Raw genomic sequence first — 22,142 nt, forward strand, 5'->3', positions numbered from 1 at the left:
GTGTTCGCGGCCCTCATCCGCCGGCCGAGCGGCGGCCTCTGGGACAATCCCGATTTCCTGCGCCTGTGGGCGGCCCAGAGCCTGTCCGCCGTCGGCGCCCGCTTCACCCGGGAGGGCCTGCCGATCATCGCGGCCCTGACGCTCGGCGCGTCCGCCACCGATCTCGGGCTCCTCGTCGCCCTGAGCATGGTGCCGGGGGTGGCCTTGAGCCCCTTCGTCGGCGCCTGGATCGACAGGACGCGCCGCCGCCGCGTGCTCATCATGGCCGATCTGGTCCGGGCCGCCGCTCTCATGACCTTGCCGGTCATGGCCTGGTTCGGGGCCATCACCATCGGCCAGATCATCGGCGTCGCGACCGTGGTCGCCCTCTTTTCGATGATCTTCCAGACGGCGGACAACGCCTATCTGCCCACGGTCGTGGAGCGCGACCAACTCCTCGAAGGAAACGCGAAGCTCGCCACCACCGACGCGGTGGCGGAGATCGCCGGGCCGGCCCTGGCGGGCGTGCTCATCCAGCTCCTGACGGCGCCCTTCGCCATTCTGGTGGACGCCCTGTCCTATCTCTGGTCCGCCGCGCTCCTGGGCAGCATCAAGCGGCCCGAGGCGCCGCTCGCGACGGGCGAGACGGCGCCGGACATCTGGCGGGAGACCGCCGAGGGCATGCGCTTCGTGTTCGCACACCCGACCCTGCGGCCGCTGACCCTGTGCCTGGCGACGCTGGCCTTCTTCCTCAGCTTCTTCGCGCCGCTCTACGTGCTCTATGCGGTGCGCGATCTCGGCATCGAGCCCGCCGTTCTCGGCTTCATCGTCGCTTTCGGCGGCCTCAGCGCCCTGGTCGGGGCGCGCTTCGCCGCCGCGGCGGGCGCGCGCTTTCCCGCCCGCAAGCTCCTGATCGGGGCGCTTCTGGCCTATGGGCTGGTGATCTGCTTCATTCCCCTGGCGCAGGGGCCGCTCTGGCTCGCGGTGGCGCTGCTCGTCACGGCGCAGATCTTCGGCGACGGTCTCTACGTGCTGTTCCACACCAACGCGGTCGCCCTGCGCCAGCGGGTGACGCCCGATGCCCTGCGCGGGCGCGAGGGCGGGACCCTGCATCTTTTGACCGGCGGGCTCGGCCTCGTCGCCGCGCTCACGGCCGGCCTTCTCGCCGACCGGATCGGCATCAGGCCCGTGCTGTGGACGGGCGCCGCCGGCGTGTTCGCATCGACCCTGTGGCTGCTCGCGCTGCCCGCGAGGGCGGAGGACGCCTGATCAGGAGACGACCTTCAGCTTCTTGTCGAGCACGTTGAGCACCCGGTCGAGCTCGTGCCCGCGCTTGAGGATCAGGCCCGACGAGACGATGACCGAATAGGCGCCCTGCTTCTTGGCGAGCTTCGGATCCTTCTCGATCCGGTAGAGGGGCACCTCGGAGGTGCGCCGGTAGATGGAGAAGACCGCCTTGTCGGCCAGGAAGTCGATGGCGTAGTCCCGCCACTCGCCTTCCGCAACCTTGCGGCCGTAGAGATTGAGGATGGTCTGAAGTTCGGCCCGGTTGAAGGAAACCTGTTTCTGCGCGGCGGGGAAGGGGAGGACCTGGGCCGAGCCGTGGCCGGTGCCGCCGCGCGACGGCTCTGAGATGTCGCCTTCGCTCATGATTCCTCCTGTGTGACGCCTCTTCATCCCTGATGATGGGTGCGATACAGCATCCGATCAACCCGTTAACGGGCGATAACTCACGCCTTCGTCAGGCGAATCTTATTGTTGCCGTAATCGTGCCGTTACGTGGCCCCACTAGATGTTGATGCTTCTAGTGTTGCCTCGACGGCCCGGCTCTCTTGACCGCCTCGGACACGTCAGCCCCCCAGCCCTCCGGGACGATTCGGCGGGCCGGGCCACTTCTACAAGTCGAGATCAGCAGCCGCCTTCGGGCGGCTTTCTTTTTGCCCTGATCGCCCTTTCCCCTTCGTCACGACAGAAATCTGCCCCAAAGAGGGATCGGACAGCCTAACCGGTCGTTTTCCATCGGAGGCCGGCGCTCTCGTGTGCAGAACGACCGGCTTCGGTTGCGCGGTCCCCCGGTCTGTGGCAACGCTCCCCCAACGATCATAAGCGAGAGGGTGCGCGCATGAAGCTGGAAACGCCGACCAGCGGAAGCGAATTGACGGCCGAGGCCGTCGCCGTCCTGGAGGCCGGGCACAGGCCCATTCCTTCGACCTTCCTGCAGGATCTGTTCGGGCGCGTGCCGACCGAGGATCTCGCGGCCTATTCCCCAACGGCACTCGCGGATCTCGCGTCCGAGGCCTACGAACACCTGAAGGCTCCCCGCGCCGGCGGCTCGGCGGATGTCCGCCTCATTGATCTCGAAGTGGAGCGCAGCGGGCGCCGCCGGGACGTGACGATCCTCGAGATCGTCAACGACAACATGCCCTTCCTGCTCGATTCCACCCTCGCCGAGATCGTCGACGAGGGGCACGATCCGCTTCTCGTGGCCCACCCGATCCTGGCCGTCGAGCGGGATGCGACCGGTGCCCTCATCCGCCTCGTCGGCGAGGCCACGGCCTCCACGCGCGTCGGCGTGAAGCGCGAAAGCTTCATCCACATCCACCTGCCGCGCATCGACGATGCGGAAGCGCGCGAGCGCCTGCTGGACGCCATGCGCCGGGTCCACAAGGACGTGGCCCTGGCGGTGCATGACTGGCCGGGCATGCGCGCCCGCGTCACCGAGATCGTCCACAATTACCGCCTTCACCCGCCGCCGCTGCCGGACGACGAGGTGAAGGAGGCCATCGCCTTCCTCGACTGGATCGCCCGCGACAACTTCACCTTCCTGGGCATCCGCGAGTACCGCCTCCCGGCCGGCGACACCGCCGCCGATCCGGTCGAGGGCTCGGGCCTCGGGCTCTTGCGCGACCCGTCCGTGCGCGTGCTCCGGCGCGGGCGCGAGCTCGTGGCGATGACGCCGGAGATCCGCGCCTTCCTGGCGCGCCCGAAGGCGCTCATCATCGCCAAGGCCAACGTGAAGTCCCGCGTCCACCGCCGGGCCCATCTCGACTATATCGGCGTCAAGCTCTTCGACGGCGACGGACATCTGCAGGGCGAATTGCGCATCGTCGGCCTCTTCACCGCGAGCGCCTATACCAGCGCCGCAAGCGAGGTTCCGTATCTGCGCCACAAGGTGGCCAAGGTGATCGCCCGCGCGGGCTTCGACCCGTCGAGCTATGCGGGCCGCGGCCTGCTGAACGTGCTCGAGAATTATCCGCGCGACGAGCTGTTCCAGATCGACGAGGAAACGCTCTACCGCTTCGCCATCGACATCATGAACCTGTCGGAGCGCCCGCGGGTGCGGGCGCTGGCGCGGGTGGACGAGTTCGACCGCTTCGTGTCCGTGCTCGTCTTCGTGCCTAAGGACCGCTACGACACCTACGCCCGGCGCCGGATCGGGGAGTTCCTGGCCCGGGTGTTCGAGGGCCGCGTCTCGGCCTCCTATCCGGCTTATCCCGAGGGGCCGCTGGCGCGCACGCATTTCATCATCGGCCGCGACGAGGGCGAGACCCCCAGCGTGTCGCGCGAGTCCCTGGAAGAGGGCATTTCCAGCATCGTCCGCACCTGGGCCGACGCCCTGCGCGACGAGCTGACGGAGGCCATCGGCGGCGCCCGCGCCCGCGCCCTGGCGACCCGCTATGCGGATGCGTTCAGCGCCGCCTACCGGGAGGCCTTCAGCGCCGAGCACGCCATCGCGGACGTGAGCATCCTGGAGCAGCTCTCCGAGGCGCGTCCGCGCGCCGTGGATCTCTACCGGCGCGAGGCCGACAACGAGACCCGCGTGAACCTGAAGGTTTTCTCGCGCAACATGGCGCTGCCGCTCTCCGAGCGCGTGCCCCTGCTGGAAAACCTCGGCTTCCGCGTCGTCAACGAGAGAACCTACCGGGTCGTCTCCACCGGCGTGTCCGGCATGGACCGGGTCTGGCTCCACGACATGACCCTGGAGCGCGCCTCCGGCGGCGCCATCAACATCAACGAGATCCAGGAGCTGATCGAGGCGGCGCTGCTCGCCCTGTTCAGGGGCTTGGCCGAATCCGACGGCTTCAACCGCCTCGTGCTCGAGGCCGGCCTCGGCTGGCGCGACGTGTCGATGATGCGGGCCCTCGGCCGCTACCTGCGCCAGGTCCAGATCCCCTATGCCCAGGACTACCTGGCCGAGACGCTCGCGCGCCACAGCGCCATCGCCACCAGGATCGTCGAGCTGTTCTACGCGCGCTTCGACCCGCGCATCGAGGATGCGCAGGCCCGCGCCGCGTCCGAGACCGAGATCCGCGCCGCCATCGAGGACCAGCTCAAGAACGTCACGAGCCTGGACGACGACCGCATCCTGCGCCGGTTCATCAATCTCGTCGAGGCGGCCGCCCGCACCAACTTCTTCCAGCTCGAAGGCAACGGCCTGCCGCGCCAGACCATCGCGTTCAAGTTCGAATGCGCCAAGGTGGAAGGTCTGCCGCTGCCGCGGCCGCTCTACGAGATCTTCGTCTATTCGCCCCGCGTCGAGGGCATCCATCTGCGCTTCGGCAAGGTCGCCCGCGGCGGCCTGCGCTGGTCCGACCGTCCGCAGGATTTCCGCACCGAGGTGCTGGGGCTCGTCAAGGCCCAGCAGGTGAAGAACGCCGTCATCGTGCCGGTCGGCGCCAAGGGCGGCTTCGTGCCCAAGCGCCTGCCGCCGCCGGGCGACCGGCAGGCCTGGCTGGCGGAGGGAACCGAGAGCTACCGCATCTTCGTGCGCACCATGCTGCAGCTTACCGACAACATCGTCGGCGACAGCCTGGTGCCGCCGCCGGACACCGTGCGCCACGACGGCGACGATCCGTATCTCGTGGTCGCGGCCGACAAGGGCACGGCCACCTTCTCCGACACGGCGAACGAGCTCTCCATCGAGAAGGGCCACTGGCTCGGCGACGCCTTCGCGTCCGGCGGCAGCCAGGGCTACGACCACAAGAAGATGGGCATCACCGCCCGCGGCGCGTGGGAGGCGGTCAAGCGCCATTTCCGCGAGATGGACGTGGACATCCAGTCCCAGCCCGTCACTGTAGCGGGCGTGGGCGACATGTCGGGCGACGTGTTCGGCAACGGCATGCTGCTCTCGCGCTGCCTCAAGCTCGTGGCCGCGTTCGACCATCGCGACATCTTCCTCGACCCGAACCCGGATCCGGACACCTCCTTCCTGGAGCGCCAACGCCTGTTCGACCTGCCCCGTTCGAGCTGGCAGGATTACGACAAGGCGCTCATCTCGAAGGGCGGCGGCGTGTTCCCGCGCAGCGCGAAGTCGATCCCGCTCTCGGACGAGGTCCGCGCCCTGCTCGGCATCGACAAGGCGGCGGCGACGCCCGCCGAGGTGATGAGCGCGATCCTGAAGGCCGAGGTCGGCCTGCTCTGGTTCGGCGGCATCGGCACCTATATCCGCGCCTCGTCCGAAACCGACGAGCAGGTGGGCGACCGCGCCAACGACGCGATCCGCATCACCGGGGCGGACGTACGCGCCAAGGTGATCGGCGAGGGCGCCAATCTCGGCGTCACCCAGCGCGGGCGCATCGAGGCGGCCCATGCGGGCGTTCGCCTGAACACGGACGCCATCGACAACTCGGCCGGCGTCAACACCTCCGACGTGGAGGTGAACATCAAGATCGGCCTGAGCCAGCCCGAGCGCGACGGCCGCCTCAGCGAGGCGAACCGCAACCGGCTCCTCGAGGACATGACCGACGAGGTCGCCAAGCTCGTCCTGCGCAACAACTACCTGCAGACCCTGGCCCTCTCCCTGTCGGAGCGGCGCGGCGCGGGCGATCTCGGCTTCGCGCGGCGGCTCATGCACATGCTGGAGGCGCAGGGACGCCTCAACCGCACGGTGGAGTACCTGCCCGACGACGCGGTTCTGGCCGAGCGCGGGCGCCGCGGCGAGGGGCTGACCCGGCCGGAGCTGGCGGTGCTGCTCGCCTATGCGAAGCTCTCCCTGCACGACGAGCTCCTCGAGAGCCCGGTGCCGGACGATCCCTATCTCGGCAAGGAGCTGGAGCGCTACTTCCCATCGGAGATGCGCGAGCGCTTCCCCGACGCCATCGCGAACCACCGCCTGCGGCGCGAGATCATCGCCACCCAGCTCGCCAACGCCATCATCAACCGGGGCGGGGCCACGATGATCGCCCGCCTGGTCGACCAGACCGGCGCCGACGCGCCCACCATCGCGGCGGCCTATGCGGCCACGCGCGATTCCTTCGGCCTGATCGAGATGAACGCCGCCATCGACGCCCTCGACGGCGTGGTGCCGGGCCAGCTCCAGCTCCGGCTCTACGGCGAGCTGCAGGACCTGATGATGAACCGGATCGTCTGGTTCATCCGCCATGTGGACTTCGCCAACCATTCCCTCGACGAGATCATCGGCATCTACCAGACCGGGATCGCGGAGGTGGAGCGCACCCTCGGCGAGACCCTCTCGCCCGAGGCCCGCGCCGAATGGGACGCGCGGACGCAGGCGCTCGTGGAGCAGGGCACGCCGGCGGATCTGGCGCGCCAGCTCGCCTCGCTGCCCGACCTCGTCGCCGCGCCGGACATCGTGCTGACGGCGCAGAAGACCGGCAAGCCGGTGATCGACATCGCCTGCACCCATTTCGCCATCGAGGCGGCCTTCCGGCTCGGCGCGCTCATCGGCGCCGCCCGGGAGATCAGCGTCAGCGACTATTTCGACCGGCTCGCCCTCGACCGGGCCATCGACGGCATCGCCACCGCCCACCGCAACCTCACGGCGGAAGTGGTGTCCCAGGACGTCTCCGGCGGCGAGGGCGTGCAGACCTGGAGCGAGAAGCGCGGCGCCGACGTGAACCGGATCCGGAACGCGGTGAACAACATCGTCTCGTCGGGTCTGACCCTGTCGAAGGTGACGGTGGCGGCAAGCCTCCTGGGCGATCTCGCAAAAGGCTGATATAGGCTCGGCTTCTCCCTCGAATTCTCGATCTTCCCGACCGCCCCGAGGGCGGCCGGGGAGGGGCTAGGAGCCTGTCCGTTGAATATTGGATCCCCTTCCCCAGCGACGACGGCGTCGCCACAGGCCGGGGACGATGCCAGCACCGCATCCGGCAGCGCCTCCCGCCCCGCCATTCTCGGCTGGCTGCTGTTCGACTGGGCCTGTCAGCCCTTCTTCACCCTCGTCACCACCTTCGTGTTCGCGCCCTATTTCGCGGCGGCCCTTGCGCCGGATCCGGTGGCGGGGCAGAGCCTGTGGGGCTTCGCGACCGCGGCGGCGGGGCTCGTCCTCGCGGTCCTGTCCCCGATCCTCGGCTCCATCGCCGACGCGACGGGTCCCAAGAAGCCCTGGATCGCGGTCTGCGGCCTCGTGCTCTTCGCCTCGTCCTGGATCCTCTGGCACGCGGCGCCGGGCGTGCCCCACGCCATCCCCATCGCGCTCGTGGGCTTTGCGGTCGGTACCGTGGCGGTCGAGGTCGCGGCGGTGTTCAACAACGCCATGATTCCGCATCTCGTGCCGCCGGAGCGGTTCGGGCGTCTCTCCGGTACCGGCTGGGCCATCGGCTATCTGGGCGGGCTCGTCTCGCTCGTGATCGTCCTGGGCTTCCTGGCCGCCAATCCCGAGACGGGCAGGACCTTCCTCGGCCTCGATCCTCTCTTCGGCCTCGATCCGGCCTCCCGCGAGGGCGACCGCGTCACCGGTCCGTTCTCGGCGATATGGTTCCTCGTCTTCATCCTGCCGCTCTTCCTCTTCACCCCCGACATCGCCCGCTCGACGCTTTCGCCCGGGGCGGCAATCCGCCAGGGACTGGCGCAGGTGCGCAGCACCATCGCCGATGCTCGCCGGCACCGGGGCCTCGTCCGGTTCCTCGTCGCCAACATGGTCTACCAGGATGCGCTGGTCGCGCTCTTCGCGTTCGGCGGCATCTACGGGGCAGGTGTCTTCGGCTGGCAGGCGGTGGAGCTCGGCGTCTTCGGCATCCTGCTCACCGTCACCGGGACCCTCGGCGCCCTTGTCGGCGGCAGGCTCGACGACCGCTTCGGCGCCAAGCCGGTGATCATGGGGTCGATCTGCGTTCTCGCCTTCGTGTGCCTCGGCGTCCTGTCCCTCGGCCGCGACCACATTTTCTTCGTCATCCCCACGGTTCCGGCCGAACCGGGAGACGGGCTCTACGGGAGCGCCCCGGAAAAGGTGTTCCTGGCGCTGGGCCTCGTCATCGGCTCGGTCGCGGGGCCGCTGCAGGCCTCGGCGCGCAGCATGCTGGCGCGTCTCGTTCCGGCCCAGGAGGCGGGGCGCTATTTCGGGCTCCTCGCCCTGTCGGGAAAGGTCACCTCGTTCCTGGCTCCCCTCGCGGTGGCGGTGGCGACCGACCTCTTCCGGACCCAGGCCGCAGGACCCGCCGTGCTGATCCTGTTCTATCTCGCCGGCGGATGGCTCCTGAGCGGCGTCCGCCGCGTCTGAAACATGACGAAAACGACACGTGAAATTATTCTCAACTAACGTATGGTAAGGCTTCTTCGCTCCGGAGCCTTCCGATGACACGACCCTCCACCTCCGAGTTCCTTCAGGCTTCCTTCTCGGTCTACACGCAGGGCGCCAAGTCGACCCTGCCGACCTTCCCCCCTCACGGCACGCCGCTGACCTCCCTCGACGTCGCCTCCGGCTTCTACGGCGCCGCCTTCCTGTCGGCCACCGGACAGGTGATCGTCGCCTTCGAGGGGACGGACATCGGAGGGTTCGAGGATCACAAGGAATTCGTCGCCGCCCAGATCCTGGCCGACGCCATGATCTACCGGGGCGACATTCCCCCCGCCTTCGACCGCGCCCTCGACTTCACGAAGAAGGTGGTCCAGTACGCGGCCAATCTGGGCATCTCCCGCGACGACATCTTCGTCACCGGTCATTCCCTCGGCGGCGGCGAGGCGGCCTATGTGGCGGCGCAGCTCGGCCTGGACGGCGAAACCTTCGGCGCCCCCGGCATTCCCGCGAGTTCGATCCCGCCCGGAGCCCCGCCGCTGACCAACTATGTCCAATGGGGCGATCCGGTCGGCAATTACAGCTGGCCGACCGTGTCCGAGAGCAACATCATCTTCAGCCACGACATCGTGCGCAACGGACCGCCCAGCTATATCGGCGCCTTCGAGGGCGCCCTCCTGCTCGACACCGCCAATTCCTTCTTCGCGCCGGGCTCCAGCGATACGCAGAAGACGGTCGGCCTCGGCCTTCTCGCCGACGCGGCATACAATTACCACCTGCTGACCCACTACATCGCGGCCCTGGATCCGGCCTTCGTCGGCATCGCGAAGGACTGGGTGCCCCAGATCAGCCAGGGGGAGCTGACCTCGCTGCTGGCGGGGGTTTTTGAGAATCCCAACGACTACAACGCGATCGTCCATGCCGGGGACGACCGCCTCAACGGCGGCAAGGGTCGCGATACGCTGAAAGGCTATGCCGGCGAGGATCGCCTGATGGGCGGGCGCGGGGCCGACAAGCTCTACGGCGGATCGGGCGCGGACGCCTTCGTGTTCAAGGCTCTCAGCCACAGCAAGGTTGCCGCGAGCGGCCGCGACACGATCTACGATTTCTCCAGCCGGCAGGGCGACAGGATCGACCTGAAGGCCATCGATGCCGACCGCGGCCAGAGCGGCAACCAGGCCTTCAGCTTCATCGGCGATTCCGAGTTCAGCGGCCGGTCCGGAGAACTGCGCTACGAGACGTTGAGCGCCGGCGTCAGGATCCACGGCGACGTGAACGGCGACGGCCTGTCGGACTTCGCCGTTACCCTAAAGGGTGTCTCCGCCCTGTCGAAGGGCGACTTCCTGCTCTGAGTGCCGGTCACTCCAGGGTGACGGCCGTGCCGTTGGCCGTCACCATCATCATGCCCTCGTTGGCGCCGATCGCGCCGTAATCGAGCTGCACGCCCACGATCGCGTGGGCGCCCAGGCGCTCGGCCTCGTCCATCATCTCGCGCAGGGCGGTGTCGCGCCCGTCCCGCAGGACCCGCTCGTAGGAACCCGAGCGTCCGCCGACCACATCGCGGATCGAGGCGAAGAAATCGCGGAAGACGTTGGCGCCGAAGATGGCCTCGCCGGTGACGATTCCCCGGTACGAGGCGATGCGGCGGCCCTCGACGGTGGGCGTGGTGGTGACGATCATCAGGATCTCCTTGTTGAGGATGATCCTGATGTAGGACGCGATGTCAGTGCCGGAAGTGGCGGTAGCCCGTGAACACCATGGCGAGGCCCGCCTCGTCGGCGGCGCGGATCACCTCCTCGTCGCGCATGGAGCCGCCGGGCTGGATCACCGCCGTGGCGCCGGCCTCCGCCGCCGCGAGCAGGCCGTCCGCGAAGGGGAAGAAGGCGTCCGACGCCACCACCGAGCCCTTGGCGAGGGTCTCGGGCAGCCCTGCGGCCTTCGCGGCCTCGGCGGCCTTCCAGGCGGCGATGCGCGAGGAATCGACCCGGCTCATCTGGCCGGCGCCGATGCCGACCGTCGCGCCGTCCTTGGCATACACGATGGCGTTCGACTTCACGTGCTTGGCGACCCGGAAGGCGAAGCGAAGATCGTCGAGCTCCCGGTCGCTGGGCGCGCGCTTCGTCACCACCTTCAGGTCCATGGCCTCGACCACCGCGTTGTCGCGCCCCTGGGCGAGGAAGCCGCCCGCGACGGTGCGAAGGGTCAGGCCCTCCTGGCGCGGATCGGGCAGGCCGCCGGCGAGCAGCAGGCGCAGGTTCTTCTTGGCCGCCACGATGGCGATGGCCTCCTCGCTGGCGTCGGGCGCGATGATCACCTCCGTGAAGATCTCGGTCATGGCGCGCGCGGCCTCCGCGTCGAGCGGACGGTTCATGGCGACGATGCCGCCGAAGGCCGAGACAGGGTCGCAGCGAAGCGCCTTCTCGTAGGCTTCCCGAAGGGTCGTGCCCTCCGCCACGCCGCAGGGATTGGCGTGCTTGACGATCACCACGGCAGCGGAGCGCTCCGGCAGGAACTCGGCCACGGCCTCGTAGGCCGCGTCGGTGTCGTTGATGTTGTTGTAGGAGAGCTGCTTGCCCTGCACCTGCCGGGCCGTCGCCACGCCCGGCCGGTTCTCAGGCGTGCGGTAGAAGGCGGCGGATTGATGGGGGTTCTCGCCGTAGCGCAGCACCTCGGCGATGGATCCGCCGAGCGCCCGGAAGGGCGGCGTCTCCTCGCCGAGTTCCGCGGCGAGCCAGTTGGAGATCGCCGCGTCGTAGGCGGCGGTGCGGGCATAGGCCTTCTGGGCCAGGCGGCGGCGCAGGGTGAGGGTCACGGCGCCGTCCTGGGCGGCGAGGTCGTCGAGCACGGCGGCGTAATCCGCCCTGTCCACCACCACGGCCACGTCGCCGTGGTTCTTGGCGGCGGCGCGGATCATGGCGGGCCCGCCGATATCGATGTTCTCGATGCAGTCGTCGTAGGGCTTCTTCGCCGCCACCGTCGCCTCGAACGGATAAAGGTTCACCACCAGGAGATCGATGGGATGGATGCCGTGGGCGAGCATCGCCGCCTGATGCTCCGGATTGGCCCGGATGCCGAGAAGGCCGCCATGGACCGCCGGATGGAGCGTCTTCACGCGTCCGTCCATCATTTCGGGGAAGCCGGTGACGTCGCTCACGTCCTTCACGGGCAGACCCGCCTCGGCGAGCGTCTTGTGCGTGCCGCCGGTGGAGACCAGCTCAATGCCGCGCTCGTGCAGGGCACGGGCGAAGTCGACGAGGTCGGTCTTGTCGGACACGGAAAGCAGGGCGCGCGTCACGCGCTTCGGATCGCTCGGCATGAGGGGGCCGCTCCATTCGGGTAGGATATGCGGGCGCGATAGCACGGCGGAACCCTGATGGGAACCGGAGCGGATCCCGGAAATGCGCCGATTTCAGAGGAGTTGCGGACCGGGCTCGGCCTGGGGCGGCTGCGGACTGAAGCTGCGCGCCAGGCGCTCGAAGCGCCAGCGGACGGAAGGCGTTTCGCTCGGCCTCAGGGCCAGAACGATCTGCTCCGTGCGCCTCATGCCTTCCGGCACGGCCAGGAAGGCGCTGTCCTCCACGAAGGCCTCGCCGGGGCTGACCGTGAACTGCCAGGCCTCGCGGTTCGGCAGGACCAGCATGACCACGCGGCCCCCCTGTGCGCGGCTCGCCTTGATGCCGGGCGCCAGGTGAAACCGGATGATGGCCTCGCGGGAGCTCACGCTCGTGCCCTCGCCCCAGAACACGTCCTCGCCCTCCAGCACCTCGCCGTCGGGATGGAACTGCCAGCGCCGCTCGTGGGTGAGGCCGAAACGGGCCCGGTAGCCGTCATGGTTCGCGTTGAGGAGCTGGATGTGATCGCGCTCGCTGCGTTCCGCCGTCACCTTCTGGGGGCCGTTGATGACCACGGGCCCGGTCCGGCGCAGCACCCAGGCCGCCACGCGCCTGTCGATCCAGTTCCCCTTCACGGCCACGATCTGGCAGGAGGACACGTCGTCAATGGAGGCGGTGGAATGCGCCACCGTCGAGCGCGCGGCCTGGATCACGGCCTCCGTGGCGATGCGCGGCGTGCCGCAATTCACCACGATGCGCTGCGCGCCGCTGGAGAACTCGAAGGAGAGGCAGCCGGCGCCCGCTTCCGCCGAGAGAGGCGTCGGCGGGGCGGGTCCCACATCGGCCACCAGCAGGGAGCGCCCGGCTTCCAGGCGCTCGTAGCCGGAATGGGGCGCGTGGTGGATCGGCTGGCTGCGCATGTCGTCGTAGGTGAGGAGCGTCGCCAGATGGTCGGCCGCCGTCACGCCCATGCCGTTGAAATGCGAGAGGGTGCCGTCCCCGTGCCGGAACAGGCGCACCATCGGCAGCATCCGGTCGATGGCGTGGAGCAGCGCTTCGGGCGTATCGACCTCGCGGCTGGCATACATCTGGCGCAGGGGCAGAAGGTCGAACAGCAGCTCGACCACCAGGCGCGGATTGCGGCTCGCATGGCCTCCGTCGGCGAGGATCTGGCGGTAGAGTTCCCGCGCCAGGAGGCGCGTCGAGCGCTTGAGCGTGCGTTCCAGGCCCTCGCAGCACAGGCCCGCATAGCACAGGGCGATGGCCGCCATGAGCTGCTCGAAGGGAAGCGCGCCGGACCGGACGCGGCGTTCCAGGTCGCGGACCGCCTGCCCCAGGATCCTCAGGAAGCGCTGGTAGAAGGCGTGGTCCGCCCCCTCCAGGATCAGCGGCGACTGGCTGATGAAGGACATGAGGCGGCGGGCGACGATCTGCGTCTCGCAGGCGGTGCGCTTGTCGCCCAGACGCGATGTGACGAACTCGTCCACGAGGGAGCGGGCATTGGCCTGCGCCAGCGCGGTGCCGGCGGCGCGCAGATGCCTGAGCCAGCCGAAGCCGTAGAGCGCCTCGGCCCAGGCGCGGCTCGGCGGCACGAAACTGAAGGGCGAGCGCCCGCCCGTGGTGATGGCGCGGCCCGCAAAGGCGAAGAAGCCGGAATAGATGTCGGTGGCGATCGTCGGATCGGCCGTGCGCAGATCCTGCGGGGCGAACAGCAGCCGGTGCGGAACCGGCGTACTGAGCCGGAGCTTCGACAGGCTCCAGCCCATGGCTCCGCGCGTGGCGCGACCGGCCTCGCGCAATGCGAGACCGTATAACCGCCAGCGGTCGGGCCCGAAATCCACGCGTGGCGCTCCTCTTCTCATGCCGAATTCGACTGCAGCCTAAGGAAGGAGTTCCAGCTTTTTGGTTAACATCCGGTAAGCGGGCCGTCTTTTGTCAGGAGCCGCCGCGCACGAACCGGGCCATGAAGAACCCGTCGAGGCCGCTGCGGTCGTGGCCGGCCACCGTGAGATGGCAGGGCAGGGTGCGCACGTCGCCCGCGGGCGTCAGGCACTCCGCCAGGCCGCCGACCTCCTCGGGCGTGACCGGGCTGCGCACGAAATCCGGGTGCCGGGCCAGGAAGGCCTCCGCCTGGCGTTCGCCTTCCTCGGCCTCGAGCGAGCAGGTGCAATAGACCAGCCGGCCGCCGGGCTTGAGCAGGCCCGCCGCCTTGTCGAGCAGGCGGGACTGGAGGCCGGCGAGCTTCTTCACGTCCTCCTCGCCCTTGGTCCAGGCCACGTCCGGATGGCGGCGGATGGTGCCGGTGGCCGAGCAGGGCGCGTCGAGCAGGATGGCGTCGAAGGGCGGTTCGTCGAGCTTTTCCGCATCGACGGCCCGCGTTTCGGCCTGGAGCCTTAGGCGGGCGAGATTCTCCTCCAGTCGCTTCAGGCGCTTGGCCGAGCGGTCCACGGCCAGCACTTCGGCTCCGGCGGCGGCGAGCTGGGCGGTCTTGCCGCCGGGCGCGGCGCAGAGATCCGCGACGCGCTCCCCGGGCTTGGCGCCGAGCAGGCGCGCCGGCAGGGCGGCGGCGGCATCCTGGACCCACCAGGCGCCTTCCTCGTAGCCGGGAAGGTCGCGGATCGAGGTGCGCTCGGTGAGGCGGATGCTGCCGGTGGGCAGGAGAATGCCCCCCAGGCGCTCCGCCCATCCTTGCGCATCCTCCTTCACGGTCAGGTCGACGGAGGGCAGGGCCTGGTGCGCCCTGGCGATTTCGGTGGCGAGCTCCTCGCCGTATTGCGCGGTCCAGCGCTCCTCCAGCCAGTTCGGGGTGTCGAGCCAGGGCTCGGCCGAGGCCAGAATGGCGTCGCGCTCCCGCGCCACCCGGCGCAGGACGGCGTTGATGAGGCCGCCCGCATGTTTCAGCCGCCGGTCGTCCTGGGCGAGCTGCACGGCGGTGTCGACCGCCGCATGGTCCGGCACGTCGAGGAAGAGGATCTGCGCCGCCCCGATGGCGAGGAGGTTGAGCAGGCGCTCGTCGCGGGCGCCCTTGTCGAGCCGTTCGCGCAGGGCCCAGCCGATGGTGCCGAGCCGCCGCATGGTCACGATGGCGATGGCCCGGGCCAGGGCCTCGTCGCGGCCCGACAGGCGCTCCTGGGGCGCGAACTCGTCGAGCATGTCGTCGAGGGGGACGCGCCGCTTCAGCGCCTCCGTCACGGCGTTCCAGGCGAGGCGGCGCGGCCCGAGGCCGGAATGTGCGTCTGACTGATCCACGATGCCCTAACCCCACGGTCCGCGGCGGGAGGCGGAGCCCCAGGGGCTCCCCGAGGACGGCCGGGGGGCTGGGCCGCTCCGCAGGGCGGGGCCCATCTGCCGGGCCAGGGCCTGGAGGGCGGCGATCCGGTTTTCCGTCGCCGGGTGAGTCGAGAACAGGTTGTCCATGCCGTGGCCTGAAAGGGGGTTGACGATGAAGAGCGGCGCGGTCGCCGGGTGGCGCTCCGCGTCCATGTTGGGAATATGGGCGACGCCGCCCGCGATCTTGGCGAGCGCCGAGGCCAGAGCCATGGGCTGGCCGCAGATCTCGGCGCCCATCTTGTCCGCGTCATACTCCCGCGAGCGGCTAATGGCCATCTGAATGATCATGGCGGCGATGGGCGCGATCAGCGCGGTCGCCAGCATCACGATGGGGTTGGGCCTTTCGCCGCCCCTGCCGCCGAAGAGAAAGCCGAACTGGGCCAGCGTCGCGATGGCGCCCGCGATGGTGGCGCTCACGGTCATGATGAGGGTGTCGCGGTTCTTGATGTGGGCGAGCTCGTGCGCCATCACGCCCGCCAGCTCGTCGTAGGAGAGCATCTGCAGGATGCCGGTGGTCGCCGCCACGGCGGCGTTCTCGGGGTTGCGCCCGGTCGCGAAAGCGTTGGGCTGGGGATTCTCGATGATGTAGACCCGCGGCATCGGCAGGCTGGCGCGCTGCGCCAGGTCCCGCACCATGCGCACGAGTTCGGGCGCCGTGCGCTCGTCCACCTCGACCGCGCGGTGGGCGGCGAGCGCCAGCCGGTCGGAGTTCCAATAGGCGTAGATGTTGGTCGCGACCGCCAGGCCCAGCGCGATGAGCATGCCGTTCGCCCCGCCGAGCATGTAGCCGACAACGCCGAAAAGGGCCGTCAGGGCCGCCAGAAGCATCCCGGTCTTGACGGTGTTCATCAGGGTCTCCACCTCGTGTCCAACGCGGATCGTCCGCACGACCCTCATGTGGGAACGGTCCAGGTCTCTCCCAAGGCCCGTTCCCGCAGCGCTCGAAAAAAACCGGGCGCGCATGACATAAGGCGCCCCATGACTCCGAACGACAAGACAGACCTCGATCCGGCGGCCTTCCTCGAAGGTGCCGCCCCCGACAAGCCCCTCTCGCCGGCCGCCCGGCGGGCCCTGGAGGAGGCGGCCGAGCGCCGCCGCGCCATCGACGCCCGCGCCGCGGAGCTGGCCGCCCGCAAGGAGCACAACGGCCGCGGCGGGCTGGAGCCGGTCCGCTACGAGGACTGGGAGGTGAAGGGACTGGCGAGCGATTTTTAAAAATTCCGGCGGGGCATGTCACATCCGGCCCCGCCGTCTCGTCTTGATCCCGTCAACCCAATTGGCAGAGGATTGTAGGACGATGATCGAACCTCGTTTGGACTTCTTCGCGGCCGCCCCCGCCACCATGAAGGCCATGCTCGACCTGGAGAGCAAGGTGAAGGTGAGCGGGCTGGAGCCCAGCCTGATCCATCTGGTGAAGACCCGGGCCTCGCAGATCAACGGCTGCGCCTATTGCATCCACATGCATACCCGCGAAGCGCGGGCCGACGGCGAGACCGAGGAGCGCCTCTATCTTCTCGATGCCTGGCGTGAATCCTCCCTTTACAGCGACCGGGAGCGGGCGGCACTCGCCTGGACCGAAGCCTTGACGCTGGTGGCCCAGACCCATGCGCCCGATGAGGACTACGCTCTCCTGAGGGCCCATTTCTCGGACGAGGAGCAGGTGAAGCTCACCCTGGCGATCAGCGCCATCAATGCATGGAACCGCTTCGCCATAGGGTTCCGGTCGATCCACCCGGCCGGAGCGCAGCGTGCAGCCGCCTGACGAACCCGCGGCGGACCCGTTCCGGCCGCTCCGGCCGCGGCTGGTCCGCCTCGCCTACCGGATGCTCGGTTCGATGGCCGAGGCGGAGGACATCGTCCAGGAGGCTTGGCTTCGCTGGCACGGGGCGGACCGCGCGGCGGTCCGGGATCCGGCCGCGTTTCTCTCCCGGACGGTGACCCGCCTGTGCCTCGATCACCTGAAATCGGCGCGCGTGCGGCGCGAGACCTATATCGGGCCCTGGCTGCCCGAGCCGGTCTTCGATGGTGACGCTGAGGAAGGCGGGGACGACCTGTCCCTGAGCCTGATGATGGCGCTCGAACGGCTGTCCCCGCTCGAGCGCGCCGCCTTCCTGCTGCACGACGTGTTCGGGGTCGGTTTCGACGAAATCGCCGCGACGCTGGGCCGGGAGCCCGCCGCATGCCGTCAACTCGCGGCACGGGCGCGCCGCCACGTGCGTGCCGCCCGGCCGCGCTTCCCGGTGCCCGACGACGAGGGGCAGCGCATGGTGGAGGCCTTCTTCGCGGCCTCGCGCAGCGGCGACCTCCAGGGTCTGCAGGCGCTGCTCGCCGAGAACGTGGTTGCCTATACGGACGGCGGCGGCATCAAGAATGCGGCCCTCAATCCGCTCCTCGGCATCCGCCGGGTTACGGGGCTACTCGTAGGCGTCGCCCGGAAAACCGGCTTCGTGAAGCCGCCGGTATTGTATCGCGGGCTGATCAACGGCCTGCCGGGCTTCGCGACCCTCGAGGCCGGCGACACCCTTCAGACCACGGCGCTCCAGATCGAGGGCGGGCGGATCACCGCCATCTACGTGGTGCGCAATCCCGAAAAACTCCGTCACGTTGCGGAACTCGCTTCCTCAGGGCCCGTGCCGACACCCGGAACCTGAGACCGACAAAGGGACCATTGTTCCGCTCCCCAGCACCCGCTACCGTGCTGCCAACAGGGGAGGGGTGGAGTGAGCGGGGCGGCACGCCTGGAAATCTTCCGGGATCTTCTCGACGAGGCGCACCGGGCGCTGAATCTGGAGTTCGGGTTCGAGCTGTGGGACGGCTCGACCGTGCCGCGGAACCTGCCGTCCTACGCCATGCGCCTCGTGATCAAGCGGGAGAGCGTGATCGCCAGTCTCGTGCGGCGGCCGACCCTCGACACCGCCGTGAACGCCTATGTGGCAGGGCTCCTCGACCTCAAGAACGGCACCCTCTTCGATCTGGCGGGGCAGCGCCCGCAGGGGAAGGTCGGGCGGCGCCTCCGGGGCGTGAGCAAGCTCAAGGCGCTCAAAGCCGCGTTCCGGTTCTTCCGCGCGCCCGCCGACATGCCGCGCCCCCTCGACCGGCCGGCGCAAGGCACCGGCTCCCGCGACGGCAAGCCCTCCACCAACAAGGCCAACATCGCCTATCACTACGACGTGTCGAACGCCTTCTACCGGCTCTTCCTCGATCCGGAGATGGTCTATACCTGCGCCTACTTCCAGCCCGACTGGCACGACGACCTCGCCCGCGCCCAACGGGACAAGCTCGACATGATCTGCCGCAAGCTGCGCCTGAAGCCCAACGAGCGCCTGCTCGACATCGGCTGCGGCTGGGGCGCGCTCATCTGTCATGCGGCGCAGCATTACGGCGTGAAGGCCGTGGGCGTGACGCTCGCCGAGGAGCAGGCGGCCCTGGCGCGGGAGAAGATCGAGCGCCTGGGCCTGCAGGACCGGGTCGAGGTGGTGCTCAAGGACTTCACTCAAGTTGAGGGCGAGTTCGACAAGATCTCCTCCATCGGCATGTTCGAGCATGTGGGGATCGCCAACCATCCCGCCTATTTCCGCACCGTGCACCGGCTGCTGCGGCCGCGCGGCCTCTACCTGCATCACTGCATCGCCCGCCGGGCGAAACGGTCTGACAAGGCGTTCCGCCGGCTCAAGCCCGAGGCCAGGGCGATCATGCGCTACATCTTCCCCGGCGCGGAGCTCGACCATCTCGGCATGTCGGTGGCCAATCTCGAACGGTACGGTTTCGAGGTGCACGACGTGGAGGCCTGGCGCGAGCACTACCGGCGCACCACGCGCCTGTGGTGGGAGAACCTCAACGCGAACCGCGAGAAGGCGGTGGCGGAGGTCGGTCCCGAGACCACCCGCGCCTGGCTTCTCTACCTGGCGGGCGTGTCGCTGGGCTTCGAGCGCGGCGTGATCGGCGTCAACCAGACCCTCGCCTCGAAGCGGACCAAAGGCCCGTCGGGCCTGCCGCCGTCACGGGCGGATCTTTACGCCTAAGGCGTCACCACCACCCGCGTCCCCACGCTCACCTGATCGTAGAGGTGGATGATGTCCTCGTTCAGCATCCGGATGCAGCCGTAGGACGCGAAGGTGCCGATGGAGCCCGGGCGGTTGGTGCCGTGGATGGCGTATTCGTCGAGGTTGAGGGTCAGGGCCCGCGCGCCCATGGGGTTGTTAGGAGCCCCGCCGGGGATCACGTTCGGCAGCCTCGGGTTGTCGCGCTTCACCTCCGCGGGAGGCGACCAGGCGGGACGCACGTATTTGCCGTCGATGCGCGCCTCGCCGAACCATTGCTTGCCGGGCTTGCCCACCGCCACCCGGTAACGCAGGGCGGTGCCGTCCCCGCGCACGTAATAGAGGCGCCGCTCCCCGGTCTTGATCACGATGGTCCCGGGCGAGACCCGGGCCTGGAACGGCACGATCTCGCGGGCCGAGGCTCCCGACGGCGCGAGGGTGAAAGCGCCCGTCGCAAGGGCAAGGGTGAAGGCGATCCGCCCGACCATGTCCGATCCTCCTGGCAAAGCTGCGCAGGAGGGAGACGCGAAACGAAAGGCTACGGTTCCAGACGGGTCAGATCACCGGGTCCCACGCCATCATCCCGTCCTGGGCCGGCGCATCCCGCACCGGGCGCGGCGCGCGGTTCACCATGCGGGCATGGAGGCGCTTCACGGTGGAACTCGCCGTGGTCACGCAGAGAAACGGCAGCACGGCGTGAACGAGCGCCGCCAGCCCGGCGACGAGCAGCGGCCCCGCGAAGCTCAGGGCCACGCCCATATGTTCGAAATAGGATTCGCCGACCGCTTCCGGATGTTCGGTGAACAGACGCTTCAGGGACATGGCACCCTCCTTAGGGAACGCTGTAGCGTAGGCGTGAAGCGAGAAAGGCTCAAGGCATCCGGAGGGATGAGCGGTTCAGGTGCCGCCGGCCCGTGACGGCTCGCAAAAAACGAATGGCCGGGCGAGCCCGGCCATCACGGTGAACGGATGCGGAGGACCGGCGCCCCTCAGGCCGCCTGCACCCGCTTGTTCTGGCGGTTCTGGACGAGGTCGTCGACCACGGCAGGGTCGGCGAGCGTCGAGGTGTCGCCCAGATTGCCGAACTCGTCCTCGGCGATCTTGCGCAGGATGCGGCGCATGATCTTGCCCGAGCGGGTCTTGGGCAGGCCCGGCGCGAACTGGATCAGGTCCGGCGACGCGATAGGGCCGATTTCCTTGCGAACCCAGGCCACCAGCTCCTTGCGCAGCTCTTCCGATGGCTGCTCGCCCGCCATCAGGGTCACGTAGGCGTAGATGCCCTGGCCCTTGATGTCGTGCGGATAGCCGACGACTGCGGCCTCGGAGACCTTCGGATGGGCGACCAGCGCCGATTCCACTTCCGCCGTGCCCATGCGGTGGCCGGACACGTTGATCACGTCGTCTACGCGGCCGGTGATCCAGTAATAGCCGTCCTGGTCGCGGCGGCAGCCGTCGCCCGTGAAGTACTTGCCCGGATAGGTGGAGAAGTAGGTCTGCACAAAGCGCTCGTGGTCGCCGTAGACCGTGCGCATCTGGCCCGGCCAGGAATCGGCGATCACGAGATTGCCCTCGCAGGCGCCCTCCAGCACCTTGCCCTCCGCGTCCACCACCTGCGGCTTGATGCCGAAGAAGGGCCGCGTGGCCGAGCCGGGCTTGAGCTTGGTGGCGCCGGGGAGCGGCGTGATGAGGATGCCGCCGGTCTCGGTCTGCCACCAGGTGTCGACGATGGGGCAGCGGCCGTCGCCCACCACCCGGTGATACCATTCCCAGGCTTCCGGGTTGATCGGCTCGCCCACCGAGCCCAGCAGGCGCAGGGTCTTGCGCGAGGTCTTCTTCACCGGGTCCTCGCCCGCCTGCATGAGCGACCGGATGGCGGTGGGCGCGGTGTAGAAGATGTTCACGTTGTGCTTGTCGATCACCTCCCAGAAGCGGGAGATCGACGGATAGGTGGGCACGCCCTCGAACATGAGGGTCGTGGCGCCGTTCGCGAGCGGGCCGTAGACGATGTAGGAATGGCCCGTCACCCAGCCCACGTCGGCGGTGCACCAATAGACGTCGCCGTCGTGGTAGTCGAAGACGTGCTGATGGGTCATCGCCGTGTAGACGAGGTAGCCGCCCGTGGTGTGCAGCACGCCCTTCGGGGTTCCGGTCGAGCCCGAGGTGTAGAGGATGAAGAGCGGATCCTCCGCGTTCATCTCCTCGTAGGGGCAGTCGTCGGAAACCTGGGCCGCCGCCTCGTGGTAATAGACGTCGCGGCCCGGCTCCATGTTCACGGGCGAGCCGGTGCGGCGCACGACCAGCACGTGATCGACGCCGGCGCCGTTGCCGAGGCGTGCGATGGCCGCGTCCACGTTCTCCTTGAGCGGAACCTTGCGGCCGCCGCGCAGGCCCTCGTCCGCCGTGACGATGAAGGCGGATTTGGCGTCCTGGATGCGGCTGGCGAGCGAGTCGGGCGAGAAGCCGCCGAACACCACCGAGTGGATCGCGCCCAGCCGCGCGCAGGCCAGCATCGCATAGGCCGCTTCCGGGATCATCGGCATGTAGATCGTGACCCGGTCGCCCTTGGAGACGCCCCGGTTGCGCATGACATTCGCCATGCGGCCGACCTCCGCATAGAGCTCGCGATAGGTGATCTTCTTCGACTCCGACGGATCGTCGCCTTCCCAGATGATGGCGATCTGGTCGCCGCGGGTGTCGAGATGCCGGTCGACGCAGTTATAGGCGACGTTGGTGGTGCCGTCCTCGAACCAGCGGATCGCCACGTTGTCGGGGCCGAAATTGGTGTTCTTGATTCGCGTGGGCTGCTTGAACCAGTGAATGCGCTTGGCTTCCTCGGCCCAGAACCCTTCCGGGTCCTTGAGCGAGGCCTCGTACTTCGCCTGGTAGCCCGCATCGTCCAGATAGGCCCGGCGGCTCCATTCCGGCGACACGTCGTAGATCTTGTCTTCCATGGCGCTTCTCCCAGTCGCTCGTCCCAGTCCCTGG

The 22,142-nt window shown here is 68.8% G+C and carries 17 protein-coding genes; 8 read left to right on the forward strand and 9 right to left on the reverse strand.

Annotated elements, in window-relative coordinates; genetic code table 11:
• Complete coding sequence (locus ACFOYU_RS01400) at positions 1-1,248, forward strand: MFS transporter (RefSeq protein ID WP_377032162.1); 1,248 nt, start codon at positions 1-3, stop codon at positions 1,246-1,248.
• Here the strand turns inward: ACFOYU_RS01400 and ACFOYU_RS01405 are convergent, their stop codons facing one another.
• Complete coding sequence (locus tag ACFOYU_RS01405) at positions 1,249-1,629, reverse strand: DUF2794 domain-containing protein (RefSeq protein WP_377032163.1); 381 nt, start codon at positions 1,627-1,629, stop codon at positions 1,249-1,251. It abuts the gene before it with no gap.
• Between the two features lie 472 nt (positions 1,630-2,101).
• Here ACFOYU_RS01405 and ACFOYU_RS01410 point away from each other — a divergent pair, with 472 nt between their 5' ends.
• The 3 genes from ACFOYU_RS01410 (at position 2,102) to ACFOYU_RS01420 (ending at position 9,807) form a co-directional block, all read left to right on the forward strand.
• Complete coding sequence (locus ACFOYU_RS01410; RefSeq protein ID WP_377032164.1) at positions 2,102-6,937, forward strand: NAD-glutamate dehydrogenase; 4,836 nt, start codon at positions 2,102-2,104, stop codon at positions 6,935-6,937.
• Positions 6,938-7,018: 81 nt separating this feature from the next.
• Complete coding sequence (locus ACFOYU_RS01415; RefSeq protein WP_377032165.1) at positions 7,019-8,440, forward strand: MFS transporter; 1,422 nt, start codon at positions 7,019-7,021, stop codon at positions 8,438-8,440.
• Positions 8,441-8,514: 74 nt separating this feature from the next.
• Complete coding sequence (locus ACFOYU_RS01420) at positions 8,515-9,807, forward strand: M10 family metallopeptidase C-terminal domain-containing protein (RefSeq protein ID WP_226738001.1); 1,293 nt, start codon at positions 8,515-8,517, stop codon at positions 9,805-9,807.
• A 7-nt stretch (positions 9,808-9,814) separates the two neighbouring features.
• On the opposite strand, the gene ACFOYU_RS01425 is transcribed toward ACFOYU_RS01420, so the two are convergent.
• The 5 genes from ACFOYU_RS01425 to htpX all read right to left on the reverse strand — a co-directional run bounded on the left by ACFOYU_RS01425 (position 9,815) and on the right by htpX (position 15,966).
• Complete coding sequence (locus ACFOYU_RS01425) at positions 9,815-10,135, reverse strand: heavy metal-binding domain-containing protein (protein WP_226737998.1); 321 nt, start codon at positions 10,133-10,135, stop codon at positions 9,815-9,817.
• A 43-nt stretch (positions 10,136-10,178) separates the two neighbouring features.
• The gene (purH, locus tag ACFOYU_RS01430) at positions 10,179-11,771 is read right to left on the reverse strand and encodes a bifunctional phosphoribosylaminoimidazolecarboxamide formyltransferase/IMP cyclohydrolase (RefSeq protein WP_377032166.1); all 1,593 of its coding nucleotides are present in this window, start codon (positions 11,769-11,771) and stop codon (positions 10,179-10,181) included.
• A 93-nt stretch (positions 11,772-11,864) separates the two neighbouring features.
• Complete coding sequence (locus ACFOYU_RS01435; RefSeq protein ID WP_377032167.1) at positions 11,865-13,628, reverse strand: heparinase II/III family protein; 1,764 nt, start codon at positions 13,626-13,628, stop codon at positions 11,865-11,867.
• A gap of 94 nt (positions 13,629-13,722) precedes the next feature.
• Positions 13,723-15,036 (reverse strand): 16S rRNA (cytosine(967)-C(5))-methyltransferase RsmB, encoded by a 1,314-nt coding sequence (rsmB, locus tag ACFOYU_RS01440; RefSeq protein ID WP_377032168.1) that lies wholly within the window; start codon positions 15,034-15,036, stop codon positions 13,723-13,725.
• 6 nt (positions 15,037-15,042) lie between these two features.
• Complete coding sequence (gene htpX / locus ACFOYU_RS01445) at positions 15,043-15,966, reverse strand: zinc metalloprotease HtpX (protein WP_377032169.1); 924 nt, start codon at positions 15,964-15,966, stop codon at positions 15,043-15,045.
• A gap of 129 nt (positions 15,967-16,095) precedes the next feature.
• On the opposite strand from htpX, the gene ACFOYU_RS01450 reads away from it, so the two are divergent.
• The 4 genes from ACFOYU_RS01450 (at position 16,096) to ACFOYU_RS01465 (ending at position 19,139) form a co-directional block, all read left to right on the forward strand.
• Positions 16,096-16,332, forward strand: a complete 237-nt coding sequence (locus tag ACFOYU_RS01450) for a DUF1674 domain-containing protein (protein ID WP_226737987.1) — start codon at positions 16,096-16,098, stop codon at positions 16,330-16,332.
• Between the two features lie 85 nt (positions 16,333-16,417).
• Positions 16,418-16,879 (forward strand): carboxymuconolactone decarboxylase family protein, encoded by a 462-nt coding sequence (locus tag ACFOYU_RS01455; RefSeq protein ID WP_377032479.1) that lies wholly within the window; start codon positions 16,418-16,420, stop codon positions 16,877-16,879.
• Entirely contained in the window at positions 16,866-17,768 is a 903-nt protein-coding gene (locus ACFOYU_RS01460) for a sigma-70 family RNA polymerase sigma factor (RefSeq protein ID WP_377032170.1), read from the forward strand. Before ACFOYU_RS01455 ends, ACFOYU_RS01460 begins: the two co-directional genes overlap by 14 nt.
• Before the next feature lie 69 nt (positions 17,769-17,837).
• On the forward strand, positions 17,838-19,139 hold the full coding sequence (locus tag ACFOYU_RS01465; protein ID WP_377032171.1) for a class I SAM-dependent methyltransferase: 1,302 nt from the start codon (positions 17,838-17,840) through the stop codon (positions 19,137-19,139).
• Here ACFOYU_RS01465 and ACFOYU_RS01470 read toward each other — a convergent pair.
• From ACFOYU_RS01470 to acs, 3 genes are all read right to left on the reverse strand, one after another.
• Positions 19,136-19,645: a L,D-transpeptidase gene (locus tag ACFOYU_RS01470; RefSeq protein ID WP_377032172.1), complete on the reverse strand. Its 510-nt coding sequence runs from the start codon at positions 19,643-19,645 to the stop codon at positions 19,136-19,138. The two genes, ACFOYU_RS01465 and ACFOYU_RS01470, sit on opposite strands and share 4 nt — an antisense overlap.
• A 67-nt stretch (positions 19,646-19,712) precedes the next feature.
• Positions 19,713-19,979 carry a DUF6356 family protein gene (locus ACFOYU_RS01475; RefSeq protein WP_226737980.1) on the reverse strand — a complete coding sequence of 89 codons (267 nt, stop codon included), beginning with the start codon at positions 19,977-19,979 and terminating at the stop codon, positions 19,713-19,715.
• A gap of 167 nt (positions 19,980-20,146) precedes the next feature.
• Positions 20,147-22,108 carry an acetate--CoA ligase gene (gene acs / locus ACFOYU_RS01480; protein ID WP_377032173.1) on the reverse strand — a complete coding sequence of 654 codons (1,962 nt, stop codon included), beginning with the start codon at positions 22,106-22,108 and terminating at the stop codon, positions 20,147-20,149.
• Positions 22,109-22,142 lie beyond the last annotated feature (34 nt).

Origin of the sequence: Microvirga sp. GCM10011540 (genome assembly GCF_042650665.1) — a bacterium.
GTDB lineage: Bacteria > Pseudomonadota > Alphaproteobacteria > Rhizobiales > Beijerinckiaceae > Microvirga > Microvirga lenta.

Coding starts and splice junctions, on each gene's coding strand:
- ACFOYU_RS01425 (WP_226737998.1), bottom strand. CDS start 10,135: ATGATCGTCACCACCACGCCCACCGTCGAGGGCCGCCGCATCGCCTCG.
- ACFOYU_RS01475 (WP_226737980.1), bottom strand. CDS start 19,979: ATGTCCCTGAAGCGTCTGTTCACCGAACATCCGGAAGCGGTCGGCGAA.
- ACFOYU_RS01420 (WP_226738001.1), top strand. CDS start 8,515: ATGACACGACCCTCCACCTCCGAGTTCCTTCAGGCTTCCTTCTCGGTC.
- ACFOYU_RS01405 (WP_377032163.1), bottom strand. CDS start 1,629: ATGAGCGAAGGCGACATCTCAGAGCCGTCGCGCGGCGGCACCGGCCAC.
- purH (WP_377032166.1), bottom strand. CDS start 11,771: ATGCCGAGCGATCCGAAGCGCGTGACGCGCGCCCTGCTTTCCGTGTCC.
- ACFOYU_RS01410 (WP_377032164.1), top strand. CDS start 2,102: ATGAAGCTGGAAACGCCGACCAGCGGAAGCGAATTGACGGCCGAGGCC.
- ACFOYU_RS01470 (WP_377032172.1), bottom strand. CDS start 19,645: ATGGTCGGGCGGATCGCCTTCACCCTTGCCCTTGCGACGGGCGCTTTC.
- ACFOYU_RS01450 (WP_226737987.1), top strand. CDS start 16,096: ATGACTCCGAACGACAAGACAGACCTCGATCCGGCGGCCTTCCTCGAA.
- acs (WP_377032173.1), bottom strand. CDS start 22,108: ATGGAAGACAAGATCTACGACGTGTCGCCGGAATGGAGCCGCCGGGCC.
- htpX (WP_377032169.1), bottom strand. CDS start 15,966: ATGAACACCGTCAAGACCGGGATGCTTCTGGCGGCCCTGACGGCCCTT.